This is a genomic window from Caballeronia terrestris (genome assembly GCF_001544515.1).
Lineage (GTDB): Bacteria > Pseudomonadota > Gammaproteobacteria > Burkholderiales > Burkholderiaceae > Caballeronia > Caballeronia terrestris.
In genome coordinates this window covers 1-12,895 of record NZ_FCOL02000098.1, presented here as the reverse complement: position 1 = coordinate 12,895, position 12,895 = coordinate 1, and the positions used below count along the sequence as shown (strand labels likewise).

General features: G+C 65.3%; 12 protein-coding genes and 1 pseudogene. 3 read left to right on the top strand and 10 right to left on the bottom strand.

Annotated features, from left to right (window positions below; translation table 11 throughout):
* Positions 1 to 185: 185 nt before the first annotated feature.
* The 10 genes from AWB67_RS31895 to AWB67_RS31850 all read right to left on the bottom strand — a co-directional run bounded on the left by AWB67_RS31895 (position 186) and on the right by AWB67_RS31850 (position 9,772).
* Positions 186 to 947 carry a molybdopterin-dependent oxidoreductase gene (locus AWB67_RS31895; protein WP_200822359.1) on the bottom strand — a complete coding sequence of 254 codons (762 nt, stop codon included), beginning with the start codon at positions 945 to 947 and terminating at the stop codon, positions 186 to 188.
* Positions 948 to 1,478: 531 nt separating this feature from the next.
* Positions 1,479 to 1,832: a RidA family protein gene (locus AWB67_RS31890; RefSeq protein ID WP_087660069.1), complete on the bottom strand. Its 354-nt coding sequence runs from the start codon at positions 1,830 to 1,832 to the stop codon at positions 1,479 to 1,481.
* Between the two features lie 56 nt (positions 1,833 to 1,888).
* Positions 1,889 to 3,028, bottom strand: coding sequence for an NAD(P)/FAD-dependent oxidoreductase (locus tag AWB67_RS31885; protein ID WP_235025448.1), 1,140 nt, complete (start codon positions 3,026 to 3,028; stop codon positions 1,889 to 1,891).
* Complete coding sequence (locus AWB67_RS31880; protein WP_087660068.1) at positions 3,021 to 4,415, bottom strand: FAD/NAD(P)-dependent oxidoreductase; 1,395 nt, start codon at positions 4,413 to 4,415, stop codon at positions 3,021 to 3,023. The genes AWB67_RS31885 and AWB67_RS31880 overlap by 8 nt, the downstream gene beginning before the upstream one ends.
* Positions 4,405 to 4,749 (bottom strand): (2Fe-2S)-binding protein, encoded by a 345-nt coding sequence (locus AWB67_RS31875; RefSeq protein WP_087660067.1) that lies wholly within the window; start codon positions 4,747 to 4,749, stop codon positions 4,405 to 4,407. The genes AWB67_RS31880 and AWB67_RS31875 overlap by 11 nt, the downstream gene beginning before the upstream one ends.
* Before the next feature lie 7 nt (positions 4,750 to 4,756).
* Positions 4,757 to 5,899, bottom strand: coding sequence for an NAD(P)/FAD-dependent oxidoreductase (locus tag AWB67_RS31870; RefSeq protein ID WP_087660066.1), 1,143 nt, complete (start codon positions 5,897 to 5,899; stop codon positions 4,757 to 4,759).
* A complete protein-coding gene (locus AWB67_RS31865) occupies positions 5,896 to 6,693 on the bottom strand; it encodes an ABC transporter permease (protein WP_087660065.1) in 798 nt (265 codons plus the stop codon). Before AWB67_RS31865 ends, AWB67_RS31870 begins: the two co-directional genes overlap by 4 nt.
* Positions 6,694 to 6,709: 16 nt before the next feature.
* On the bottom strand, positions 6,710 to 7,582 hold the full coding sequence (locus tag AWB67_RS31860; protein ID WP_087660064.1) for an ABC transporter permease: 873 nt from the start codon (positions 7,580 to 7,582) through the stop codon (positions 6,710 to 6,712).
* Positions 7,569 to 8,639 (bottom strand): ABC transporter ATP-binding protein, encoded by a 1,071-nt coding sequence (locus AWB67_RS31855; protein WP_087660063.1) that lies wholly within the window; start codon positions 8,637 to 8,639, stop codon positions 7,569 to 7,571. Before AWB67_RS31855 ends, AWB67_RS31860 begins: the two co-directional genes overlap by 14 nt.
* Before the next feature lie 74 nt (positions 8,640 to 8,713).
* A complete protein-coding gene (locus tag AWB67_RS31850) occupies positions 8,714 to 9,772 on the bottom strand; it encodes an ABC transporter substrate-binding protein (protein ID WP_374729868.1) in 1,059 nt (352 codons plus the stop codon).
* A 135-nt stretch (positions 9,773 to 9,907) separates the two neighbouring features.
* On the opposite strand from AWB67_RS31850, the gene AWB67_RS31845 reads away from it, so the two are divergent.
* From AWB67_RS31845 to AWB67_RS31835, 3 genes and pseudogenes are all read left to right on the top strand, one after another.
* Complete coding sequence (locus AWB67_RS31845; protein ID WP_087660062.1) at positions 9,908 to 10,834, top strand: LysR substrate-binding domain-containing protein; 927 nt, start codon at positions 9,908 to 9,910, stop codon at positions 10,832 to 10,834.
* Positions 10,835 to 11,181: 347 nt separating this feature from the next.
* A pseudogene (locus AWB67_RS31840) lies at positions 11,182 to 12,300 on the top strand (enoyl-CoA hydratase/isomerase family protein).
* Between the two features lie 389 nt (positions 12,301 to 12,689).
* The coding region (locus AWB67_RS31835) for an NAD-dependent epimerase/dehydratase family protein (RefSeq protein ID WP_125477760.1) at positions 12,690 to 12,895 on the top strand (206 nt) is incomplete at its 3' end.

The window sequence follows — 12,895 nt, the reverse complement described above, 5'->3', positions numbered from 1 at the left end:
GCAAGCACGATGTCCACTGGTGGTCATCGAGTTTCCTTCTCGCGTTAAAGCATGTCGAGCAGGATCAAGGGCTAGATCGCAACGCCAAGTCCAGGCAGTCGGTACGCGATACCCGCGCCTGAAAGAAAACCGACTATCAACTATACGCATGCGGCTCAGCTGTTGAGCGTTGACTATCAATGGTACTAAAACTCGTGATCCTCGTTGTAGCCACCTTCGCCCGCGCCGAGGTCGGCGAAATCGTGCACGAACTCAATGGCCGCAATCCACTTGACCATCTTGAAGCCGAGTTCGTTCTCGCAGCGCAGCCGCAACGGCGCGCCATGCAGTACGCTGAGCGGTGCGCCATTCATCTCGTAGGCGAGCATCGTCAATTCGTGCCGCATGTTGGCGATTCTGTGCACGTCGTAGTAGCGTCCGCCATCGCCCCCATCGGCCAGTGAATAGAACACCGCGTAGCGGGCGTCGGCCGTCGGTTTCACCAGACCGAGCAGATGACGCATCGGAACGCCGCCCCACCTGGCGACGCCGGACCATCCCTGAATGCAGAAATGCGTGGTGATCTGTTCCTGCTTCGGCATCGCTTTCAGCTCTGCGTATGTGAGCTCTACCGGCTTTTCGACCAGACCATCGATTCTCAGCCGGTAATGCGCGAAACCGTCCTTCACGAGCTCGTCAAACTCTGCGACACCGGCATCGTCCCGTTGGGCCAGAAGTACGGCGAGATGTCCTGTTCGGTGAGCTGTCCTGTTCGGTGAGCTGACTCGTCGGGCCCCACCACTGCGTAACGATATTGAAAGGCCGGACCGAAGGGCAGTCGAGGCCGCATCGGGAATCACTTCCCAGGTCGTCGGCACGAGCCGCAGCCACTGGCCGGTCGTGAACAGCACCGCGTAAAAGACGATGCCGTTGATCATCCAGAGCAGCGCAATCGAAAATGCCACCATCTGGCAAGACCAATGGAGTGACGGATTTCAGGAATTCCGAGCCACGCGGGTAGCGTGACCGAATCGTCCTTCGCGGTCGTACGCAATTGCTGATTGCGAACGGTGTTACCGATTCGCAAAAAGTACAGCAGGCGTTTGGCGGCACTTGGTGATCGGCGTTTTTTGACTTGCTGGCCGTCGTTACCTCATCCAAGACAGGGCTCAGCTTTCGAACTGAGTCCGTCGCCGGATTCGTTCGATCCGGCACCTGGGAGCTTCGGCATTCAGCGCAGGCACGAGGGCTTCCCAAGCCGATAATCGATCCGGCTTGGGTTACGCGAGGGCGGCTTTGCCGGGCCGTGTGCCATGATCTGGGGATTCGAGTAATCGCGGAAGAGATCGAGACGCGCGGCGCACGCGACTTCTTCGCGGCGAACGGCGTGGCGCTGATGCAGGTGTAACTTTTTGCGAAGCTGGCGTGCAGGGAGGTTCCTGATATCGGCGAGGCTGCGTTCGCAGTATGAACCGCGAACGCCATTACAGGGAAAAGAATCAGCCGAGCGCCGTCACCGTGATTTCGACCAGCAAATCCGGCGCCGCCAGTTGCGACTGAACCGTCGCGCGCGTCGGCGCACAGCCTTCGGGCACCCACGCGTCCCACACCTCGTTCATGCCCGCGAAGTCGCGCCCGATGTCCGAGAGCCACACCTGAGCCGAGACGAGCCGCGTCTTGTCGATGCCCGCCTTCACCAGAAACCCGTCGATCTTGTCGAGCACCTGGCGGGTCTGCGCTTTCACGTCCGGCGTGCGGTCGTTCGCCGTCTGTCCTCCGATGAATACGAGCCCCGCCGCCTTGACGACACGGCTCATGCGCTGATTGGTTTCGATCCTGACGATATCGGTCATACGTTGAAGCACTCCTTTGCGGGTTGACGGGCGCACCGGACGGCGCGCGCCGGGGTTCACTGCACCATCGGACCGAAGCGGTCGATGGCGAACGCATCGAGCGGAAGGGAAGGCCGTCCGTCGAGCACGAGTTCAGAGACGAGGCGGCCGCACCCCGGACCGAGCTGGAAGCCGCTGCCGCAATAGCCGAACGAGTAGGTCAGGTTCGACGCGCGGCGGCTCGGCGAGATGATGGGCAGCGAATCGTCGGTGAAGGCTTCGACGCCCGCCCACGCGCGATTGATGCCGAGATGCCGCAGATGCGGAAACAGGTCGACCACTGTATTCGCGCTCTTCACGAGCCGCGCGAAATCGACTTCGCCGTGCCGCGCGGCGAGATCGGCGATGCCGATCAGTTTGCCGCCGATCACGACCGTCCCGTTGTCGAACTGTTTGAACGACAGCGGCCGGCCGGTCGCACCGAGCGTCGAGCGGCAGAACGGCGCGACGCGATGCGTGACCATCAGCATCAGTCCTTCCGGATGCACCGGCACGGGTTCGCCGACTTGCCGCGCCAGCTCGCCGGCCCACGCGCCCGCCGTCACGACGAGCTTCCCCGCCGCGAACGTGCCTGACGGCGTGTGCGCGAGCCAGCGCTCGCCGTGCTGCTCGATGGACCCGACGGGAGTCCCCTCATGGAAAATCGCGCCGTGCTTTTGCGCCGCGAGGCGGAACGCCGTGGTGGCCCGGAACGGCAGTGCATAGCCGTCGCGCTCGACCCAGACGCCGCCTGTCACGTGCGGCGCGATGTTCGGCTCGATGTCGAGGAGCGTTTCGCGATCGATCAGCTTTTCGTGGGTGAAGCCGTGCGCTTCGAGCAATTCGACCCGCTCGCGACATTCGTCGAGTTCGGCTTGCGTTTCGGCGATTTTCATCTGGCCAGACGGCACGAAGCCCGCATCGTCGCCGATGGTTTCAGCGAGCGTGTGCCAGATTTCGCGCGACATCAGCGCAAGCGGAATTTCCGGCAGCGGCCGCCCGAGTGTTCGCACGCCGCCCGCGTTCACGCCCGACGCATGGCGGCCGACGTACTCGGCTTCGAGCACCGTCACGCTTGCGCCGCGCCGCGCCATATGGAAGGCGCTGCTCGACCCGTGCAGGCCGCCGCCGACGACCAGCACATCCGTTTCTCGCACCGGTTGCAATGGCTTATTCACCGGCAAGCTCTCCGAGCGTGAGCGGCTTGATCGGCGGACGGATGCGGTAGTAGCCGACCGTTTCCGGTTCCACGCTGCGCGCCTGCGCGATCACCTCGGTGACGGTCAGGCCGCACAGGCGCCCCTGGCACGGACCCATGCCGCACCGTCCGAACGATTTCGCCTGGTTCGGCCCCAGGCAGCCCAGTTCGACGAAGCCGCGCACGTCGCCCGCAGTGACTTCCTCGCAACGGCAGACGATTACATCGTCGGCGGGGATGCGGTTGGCGTCGCGCGGACGGTAGAGGCTGTCGAGGAACGGGCGGATGCGCATCACGTCCGCGAGCTTGCGGCGATGCGGCGCGGCCTGGCGGTCGCGGCTCGCCGTATCGATGGCGCCGAGCTGCGCCGCGACCGCGAGCGCGCTCAATTCGCCTTGCTCGGCCGCCGCCAGCGCGCCGCCGATGCCGGAACCATCGCCCGCGATGAAGATGCCGGGGACATCGAGTTCGCCCCACCCATCGGTGGCGGGCGTGAAGCAGAGTTGCGCCGCGTCCCAGTGATGCTTCGCGCGCAGCGCCAGCGTGAACTGTGTGTTCGGCACGACGCCCTGGTGCAGCAGGATCACGCTCGCCTCGATGCGATGCGCTTGGCCGTGCGTCGTGAAATACAGTGCCGCCGCGCGCTCGCTGCCGTCCGCGCCGCGCACCGCTTCGATGCGCAGATCGTCGGCGGCTTCGTGCATCGGCACGCCCGCTTCGCGCAGCGTGCGCATCAGCTGCAGGCCCTTGCTCAGGAACGGCCACGCGCGTACCGCGGAAAGCAGATGCCGCTTCGCGCGCCAGCGGTCCTCATGGCGCGTCGTATCGACGAGCGCGCGGATCGGCACGCCCGCCCGCACGTATTGCCAGGCGAGCAAATACAGGAGCGGCCCGCAGCCGACCAGCACCGGCGGCTCGGCGGGCACTTCGCCCGCGCTTTTGAGCAGGATCTGCGCGGCGCCCGCGGTCAGCACGCCGGGCAGCGTCCAGCCGGGGATCGGGAAGGGCCGCTCTAGCGCGCCGGTCGCGAGGATCACGCGCTTCGCCTCGAAGCTGTCGACCTTGCCGTCCTTCAGGTAATGGACGCGGCGTTCGCGCGTCACCTGCCACACCGACGCGTTGGCGACATGCCGCGCACCCGAGCGCACGAAAGCCTGCGCTAGCGCGGCGCCTGCCACATAGTCGGGTCCGAGAATCTCGCGGCGGCGCGCATCGGTGCGCTCGATCGCGCGATAGATCTGCCCGCCGACCGCGTCCTGTTCGTCGAGCAGCACGACGCTCAAGCCCAGCGCCGCCGCACGCGCGGCCGCGTTCAAGCCGGCCGGCCCCGCGCCGACAACGGCCACATCGACTTGTTCAGCGACCATGAGCGTTCTCCAGCGATGCGGCTGCGACCGGCGGCAGATCGCGCGCGCCTTCCTGCGAGCGGATGCGCATGCCGTCGCGCACTGTCACCATGCAGCTCTGGCGGCTCGGCACGCCGTCGATTTCGACGAGGCATTCGAAGCACGCGCCCATCATGCAGTACGGCGCGCGCGGGGCGCCGGAGACGGGCGTCGCGCGAAAGCGGTCGATGCCAGCCGCGAGCAGCGCGGCGGCGACCGAGCGGCCGCCAGGCACACGCAGCGGCCCATCGTTGAACGAAATGTCGATGAGCGCATCGGCGCCGGGCAGGGCCCTGAAAAGTGGTTTCGAAGTCATGGCGTATTCAGTGAGCGGGAGTCGGGTGGGCGCGGGCACCGGCGAAGCGGCCGCCGGCGAAGACGGCGATGTCGTCGGGCATCGCGGCGCCCGCGATCCACGGCGCGATGCGCATCGCGTGGGCGGCGGCAAGCGTAACGCCGCTATGACAGGTCACGACGAACGAGCCCGGATGCCGCGCCGATTGTTCGTAGATCGGAAAGCCGTCGGGACTGTAGACGCGCAGCGCGGCCCAGGTCCGCACGATCCGCACATTCTTCAGCAGCGGAAACGCGCGCACGCCGCGTTGCGCGATGTTTGACAGCACGTCGGTGGTGGTGAAGTCGTTCAGGCCAACTTCCTCCATCGAATCGCCGAATTGAACGCTGCCTTCGTCGGTCTGGCGGACGTTCATCGTCGGGTACTGCAGGAACGGCGCGACGCGCTCGCTGACGAGCACCTGTCCGCGATTGGGCGCGACCGGCGCATGCAGGCCGACCTGCGGCGCAAGGGCGCGGTTGCCGAGCCCCGCGCACAGCACGACGCGCGACGCGCGCCACACGCCGCGCTTGCCGTGCACCGTGAACGCGCCGCCTTCCGGCACGATGCGCTCGGCGCCGTCGCCGCTTGCGAGCGTCACGCCGTGGCGCTGCATCCCGGCGTGCAATGCGCGCAGGAGCTTGAGCGGATTGACGTGTCCGTCCATCGGCGTGTAGCTCGCGCCGACCACTTCCGGGCCGATCGCGGGAAGTAATTCACGCAGCTCTCGCGCGTCGAGCAATTGATACGGATAGTCGCCGCCCAGTTCGCTTTGCAGCGTCGAGAGGCGCCTTTCGCGCTCGGCCAGTTCGTCGCCCGAGAAGCACAGGTGAAAGCCGCCGGGCTGGCTCAACGCGACATCGATACCGGTTTCTTCGAGCAAGCCCGAAGCGAGTGCGGGCCAGCGCGTCGCCGAGCTGCGCGACCAGCGTGCGTAGGGTGTCATGCCGTAGCCCTTGCCCTGGATCCACACGAGGCCGAAATTGCCGCGCGAGGCCCGAAAGCCGCCGTCGTCCTGATCGACGACCGTGACCTTCGCGCCCTCGCGCGCGAGCCCGTACGCGACCGCCGAGCCGACCAGCCCGCCGCCGAGCACGAGCACGTCCGGGCTGGCGGAAGTATTGCCTTTCATTGAGCTTCTCCGATAAGAATGCGGTCGAGGCCGACCATGCGGTCGAGCAGCACCATCAGCACGACCGTGCCCACGATCATCACCGCCGACACCGAAGCGACGAGCGGATCGATCGTCTGCGCGATCTGGTTGTACATGGCGACGGGCAGTGTGGTAGTGCCGGGCGTGGCGACGAAGATGGTCATCGTCAATTCGTCGAAGCTCTGGATGAACGAGAGCACCCAGCCGCCCGCGACGCCCGTGCGGATCATCGGCAGTACCACGCGGCGAAACGCCGTAAAGCGGCTCGCGCCGCAGGAAAGCGCGGCGCGTTCGGCATCGCGATCGAGGCCGACTGCCGACGACAGCGCGAGCCGCAGCGCATACGGCAGCACGACGACGACGTGGGTCGCGGTCAGCGCCCAGAACGAGCCGCTCAGATGCAGCAACGACAGAAAGCGCAGGAACGCGATGCCGAGCACGACGGCCGGGATCATCATCGGCGAGAGGAAGAAGCCCATCAGCGCGGCGCGGCCGGGAAAGCGGTAGCGGGCGATCGCGAGCGCGGCCGGCACCGCGAGCAGCACGCCGATCGTCGCGGCGGCGAACGCGAGCCGCACCGAAAGCCAGAACGCCGCGACGATGTCGCCGTTCTCGACGATCGCCCGGAACCAGCGCAGCGACGCGCCGTTGAATGGCATCGAGATGAAACCCTTGTTGGTGAACGCGACCAGCATCACGACGACGAGCGGCGCGAGGATGAACGAGAGAAAAAGCGCGTTGTAGAACAAGCCCCAGAATCCGTTTTGTTTCATATCGGCCTCGGCGCGGTCAGTCGAAAATGTGCTTGAAACGGCGCTCGGCAAGGCGGCTGCAGCCCATCACGATCGCCACGTTGGCGATCAGGAGCAGCACCGCGATGCTCGCGCCGAGCGGCCAGTTGAGCGTGCCGAGGAACTCGTCGTAGGCGGCGGTCGCGACCACTTTCAGGCGCCGTCCACCGATCAGCGAGGGCGTCGCGAACGCGGAGGCCGAGAGCGCGAACACGATGATCGAACCCGACAGCACGCCCGGCATGATCTGCGGCAGCACCACGCGGCGGAACACGCGAAACGGCGAGCCGCCGAGCGACAGCCCCGCCCATTCGACCTGCGGATCGAGCTTTTGCAGCGTCGCCCAGACCGACATCACCATGAACGGCACGAGCACGTGCGTGAGCGCGATCACCATGCCGGTCATCGTGAAGACGAGGCGCACCGGTTCCGACGTGATGTGCAGCGCTTGCAGCGCGTTGTTCAAGACGCCGTTGTTGCCGAGCAGGATCTGCCAGCCGAGCGTGCGCACCACGACCGAGATCAGGAGCGGCCCGAGCACGACGAGCAGGCACAGCGACTGCCAGGGCCGCTTCATGCGCGCGAGGACGATCGTCTCCGGCACGCCAAGCACGATGGAGAGAAGCGTAACCGAGAACGCGAGTCCCGCCGTGCGCAGGAAGATGGTGCCGTAGTAGGGATCGGTCACGACCTCGACGTAGTTCACCAGCGTGTAGGCCGTCTGCACGCCCGCGATGTCGCTGAAGACGCGAAACGACAGCAAAAGCGTCAGCACAAGCGGCACCAGCAGCAGCGCGCCGAACAGCAGCAGTGCGGGCGCAGACAGCAGCCACGGCGCGGCGCCGCCGCGCGTGTCGTCAAGCGTGGCCATGAGCGTTCTCCCGTCCGAGGATGCGCAGGTCGTTGTCGCTCCAGGCGACGCCCACTTCGTTGCCTTCCGAAGGCGGCGGCGCGCCGTAGTTCGGCTGCGCGACACGCAGCGTGCCGAGGCTCGTCTCGATCTCCAGCAGCCACTGGTTGCCGACAAACACGCGCGTCACGATGCGTCCGCGCACGCGCGCGACGCCGTTCGCGAGGTGCACTTTCTCCGGACGGATGTAGACGTGCACGGGCCCTTCGATCGCGCGCCCTTCGTGCGGCACCTTGAGCGTGGTGCCGGCGACATCGACTTCGGTGCAGCGCGGGTTGCGCCGCAGCACTTCGCCCGCGAACGTGTTGGTCTTGCCGAGGAACGTCGACGCGAAAGGTGTTTCCGGCCGCTCGTAGGCCTCGAACGGCGTGCTCAACTGCGCGATCCTGCCGCGATGCATCACCGCGATGCGGTCGCTCATCGTCATCGCCTCGACCTGGTCGTGCGTGACGAGGATCGTCGTGATGCCGAGGCGCTTCTGGATCGCGCGCAATTCGATGTGCATCTCCTCGCGCAGCTTCGCATCGAGGTTCGACATGGGTTCGTCGAGAAGCAGTAGTTCGGGCTGCATCGCGAGCGCGCGCGCAATCGCGACGCGCTGACGCTGCCCGCCCGAGAGCTCCTTCGGATAGCGCGCATCGAGCCCCTTCAGGCGCACGAGATCGAGCGCTTCGGCGACGCGCACCGCGCGCTCGGCGCGCTTCACGTTGCGCATCTCGAGCCCGAAACCGACGTTGCCCACCACCGTCATGTGCGGAAAAAGAGCGTAGCTCTGGAACACGACGCCCATGCCGCGCTTTTCCGGGCGCTCGTTCGTGATGTCGCGGCCGTCGAGCGTGATGCGGCCCGCGCTCGGCGTGACGAAGCCCGCGATCATCTGGAGCGTCGTGGTCTTGCCGCAGCCGGACGGCCCGAGGAGCGACAGGAACTCGCCGCGCTCGACCGCGAGATCGATATGCTCGATCGCCATGAAGTCGCCGTAGTGCTTCGAGATGCCTTGGAGTGTCAGGAAGGTCATGTGCGTCGGATCGTCGGATGATGGGGGCTGCATAAGCCGGCGGCAGATGCGAGAGGCATCGGCCGCCCAGCCGCTTATCGTTCGACGGAACGGTTCCAGCGCTCCGTCCACTTGGTGCGATGCTGGTTGACCGTGGTCCAGTCCATTGCAATCAGCTTGCCAATCTGCTCCGGGCCGTAGGGCACGCGCGCGGCGATTTCCGGCGCGAGCTTGACCGTCTTGTTGACCGGGCCGAGGCCGATCGCCTGCGCCTGCATCGCCTGCACTTCGGGGCTCAACAGGAACTGGATGAACTTCTGCGACAACTGCGGCTGGGCGTTCTCCGCCACCGCGCATGCGGCCACCTGCAGCGCCACGCCGCCTTCCTTCGGATAAACGAACTTGAGCGGGAAGCCCGTGTTCTGCAGCGCGACCGCGCGGCCGCTGCCGTAGGGCGCGAGGATCACGTCGCCGCTTTGCATGAGCCCGTCCATTTCGCCGGGCGTCGGCGCCCAAGAGAGCACTTCGGGCGCGACCTGCTTGGTCATCACCGCGAAGCCGGGGTCGATGTTCTTCTCGCCGCCGCCGTTCATGCGCGCGAGCATCACGAGTGTGTGCAGGCCGTAGGTGTTCGTGATCGGCGGTACGCCGAGCTTGCCCTTCAGGCGCTTGTCGGTGAGCACCTGCCACGAGTCCGGGGCGGGCAGGCCGAGCTTCTTGAACGCTTCCTCGTTATAGCCGATGCCCGTCGCCACCATGCCCACGCCAACCGACGTCGGGCCGAGCTTCGCGAGCGGATAAAGGTCTTTCATGACCGGCGCGTCCTCCACTTTCGCGCACAGGCCGAACTGCATCGCCTGGTACATCGGGCCGTCGTCCATCACGGCGACGTTGATCTGCTGGTGGCCCTTTTGCGCCTGCAACTTCGCGAGCGTGTCGCTGGAATTGCCCGCCACGTAGACGATCTTGACGTTGTTCGCCTTCTCGAACGCCGGCATAATCTTCTGCCGATATAGCTGTTCATTCGACCCGCCCACGTTCGCCACGTAGAGCGTGGTGTCCGCCTGCGCGAGTGCCGGCCCGAAGAGGGCAAGCGCGCCAAGCGCGGCGGCGAGCGCGCGGACAGGGGAGCGGCTTTGTTGCATGTGTTTCATGAACACTTCTCCATTCGATGTGGGGTTCGCGTGGCGGGAGGGGACCGTCCGTGATACAAGTCTCGCGCGATCGACCCATATCGTCCAATACGAATAAAATAACGACCCATACACCATTGATATGGGATGGAGCGAATGAACCTGAAGCATATCGAGGCGTTTCGCGCGGTCATGGTCGCGGGTTCGATGACGGCCGCCGCCAAGGAGCTGTTCACGTCGCAACCGAACGTGAGCCGGCTCATCTCGCAGCTCGAGCGTGAGACCGGCCTGCTGCTTTTCCAGCGCAGCGGCGTGCGGCTGATACCGACGAGCGAAGGCAACGCGTTCTTTCGCGAAGTGGAGCGCGCGTATGTGGGCCTGCAAGGGCTTGCGAATGCGGCGGCGCAGATTCGCAATCTGGGCAGCGGACGGTTGCGCATCGCGGCGATGCCCTCGGCGGGGCTCACGCTCGTGCCGCACGCGATCAAGCGTTTCCACGACCTATATCCGGAGGTGACGGTGTCGCTGCACGTGAATTCGTCGGGTACCGTCAATCACTGGACGGCGTCGCAGTTCTGCGATCTGGGCGTCGCGGTGTATATCAGCGAGGCGTCGAATTGCGAGGTCGAACTGCTTTCGAAGGTGTCGGCGGTCGCGGTGATGCCGGCGGCGCACCGGCTCGCGAAGAAGGTGACGCTCAAGCCCGCGGATTTTCAGGGGGAGCCGTTCATTTCGCTATGTCACGGCGACGGCACGCGTGCGCAAATGGACGAGATGTTCGAGCGTGCGGGCGTCGAGCGCGTGCTGGCGATCGAAGCGCAATACGCGGCCATCTGCTGCGAGATGGTGCGCTGCGGGATGGGGTTGACGCTGGCGCATCCGGTCGTCGCGCGGGACTTCGCCGGGCCCGACATCGCGATCCGGCCGTTTTCACCGGCCGTGCTGTTCCCGACTTATCTACTGTTTCCGCCGCACCGGCCGCGCGAGCGGCTCGCGATGGCGTTCACCGATGTGCTTCGCGCGGAGCATGACGAGACGCTCAAGGGGTTGGGGAAAGGCAGGGGGCAGCCAGGGAATGGGTGAACGGCACGGGGCGGGTGAGGCGCGCGCGCCGTTCACGCGCGGACGATGCCGCGATCAACGGACGCCCACCGGATCCTGCGCGCCGGCCTCGTTGCCGTGAGCACGCGCGCAGCACCGCCGCGACGAGCAGCGCGCCCAGCACCAGTCCGTGGCGAGGCTCGACGAAGCAACGGTCTCGCTCAAGTTGAGGCGCCCCCAGAAGAATGGCTCGATTGCCGAGGGCCGAATTAGGTTGCAGCGAAAGGTCAGGCGGTAGCAACGAATGCCTCGCCGTTCTGTAAAGGGTCTCGCTCGTCGCCAGCATGTCGCAATCGTCGTTGAGACGCGCCAGTATGTACGGAGAACGCATGAGCACAAAAATGGTCATTGAACATGAACCGGAAATCGGCTTCGAGGTCGTCAATCGAGTGGCGATCGTCACCCTAACCGCCCGCGCGCTCTGAACGCGCTCTCGCATGAAATGATTGGCCGTCTGTCGCAGGTGTTCGAACGCTGCCGCACCGAAGATGCGATTCTCGCGGTCGTCCTACGCGGCGGAGGCAAAAAAGCCTTCTGCGCTGCTGGTGACATCCGCGCACTCTACGGGTCCGTGCGGAGTGACGCGACGCGTGACAAGACGTGGCTCCAATTTTTCATTGACGAATACCGCGTCGACTATGCGATACACAACTTTGAGAAGCCGGTAGTGGCGCTTTTGGACGGCATCGCGATGGGGGGGGCGGTATGGGGCTCGCCCCAAGGCGCTGCACTCCGTATCGTGACCGAGCGCACACGCATGGCGATGCCCGAAACGCGCATTGGCATGCTGCCTGATGTCGGGGCGACGAATTTCATGGGTAAGATGCCGCTCGACATGGAGCTGTACGTTGGTCTCACCGGCGCAATGCTCTCCGGTGCCGACGCGGTTGCATGCGGTCTCGCGGATATTTGCGTGCCATCGCCGTGGCTCTGCGACTTCGTGCAGCGCCTTGAGACGCTGCACTGGGATGGACGTGAAGAGGCAATCGATTCGCTGCGGCGCGCGTTCGTACCGCCGGCAAACACTGAGGTGCATCCCCAACTCGAAGCGCACCGCGAGCAGATCCGGGCACATTTCAGCGCCGCGGGCGGCATCGAGTCAATCGTCCGGAGCCTGCAACAGGATACGCCCACCGATTGGTCTACGGCGACGCTCGCCAATCTCACGAGCAACTCGCCGTGCATGCTGGAGGTGACCTATCATGCGCTGCTGCGTGGCCGCCAGTTGGCGCTTGCCGACTGCTTCCGCATGGAACTAGGAATCGTGTATCGAGCGATCTCCGAGGCGATTTCCTGAGGGCGTGCGTGCTCTGATCGTCGACAAGGACCAACGGCCTCGCTGGGAGCCAGTGACGCTTGCCGAGGTGCACGCCAACCGGGTCCAATACTTTCTGGCGTCGCCATGGCACGGTGACATGCACCCGCTAGAAGATCTTGGCGCATCGTGACCCGAGGTCTGTTGCAGCGCGGATCCACTTTCGCACATGTTTTATCCGAACTTTCCTAGCTCGCAAGTGCGGGCATCAGCGCTGCTAGGGCGCCCGCGACTGTCCATCCGGCTGATGGTCGCGCTGCTCTACCTGAAACACGCGTACAACGAAAGCGATGATAGGTTTGCGGCTTCCCTCGCGCTGCAACCGCGACGCCATTCAGGGGCCGCTGTGGTACGGTGGAACATCAAACCTGGGCCCGGCTTTCCGCGGCGTGTCGCCGAGCCACCTTTCGATTCGACCGGATCTGACGCGATTCGTTTGAGACGCATTCACTCCTCGGGCAACGATTGATGGTTGGAAACCAGCCCGAGTCAACAGGCTTCTTCATCTTGACCAACTCTCTCATGGCAAAACGGGCGCTCATCATCGGGGCAAGCGGCATCGTCGGCAGCAGTCTGGCCGACCAGTTGCTTTCGACCGGCTGGACGGTTGCAGGACTCTCGCGCGGCCGAACGGCCGTGTCGCCGGCCATGGAATCGATTACAGCCGATCTGACTTCGGCTGACTCTGTTAGCAAGGCGCTCGCCGGCCGAGCATTCAGCCACGTGTT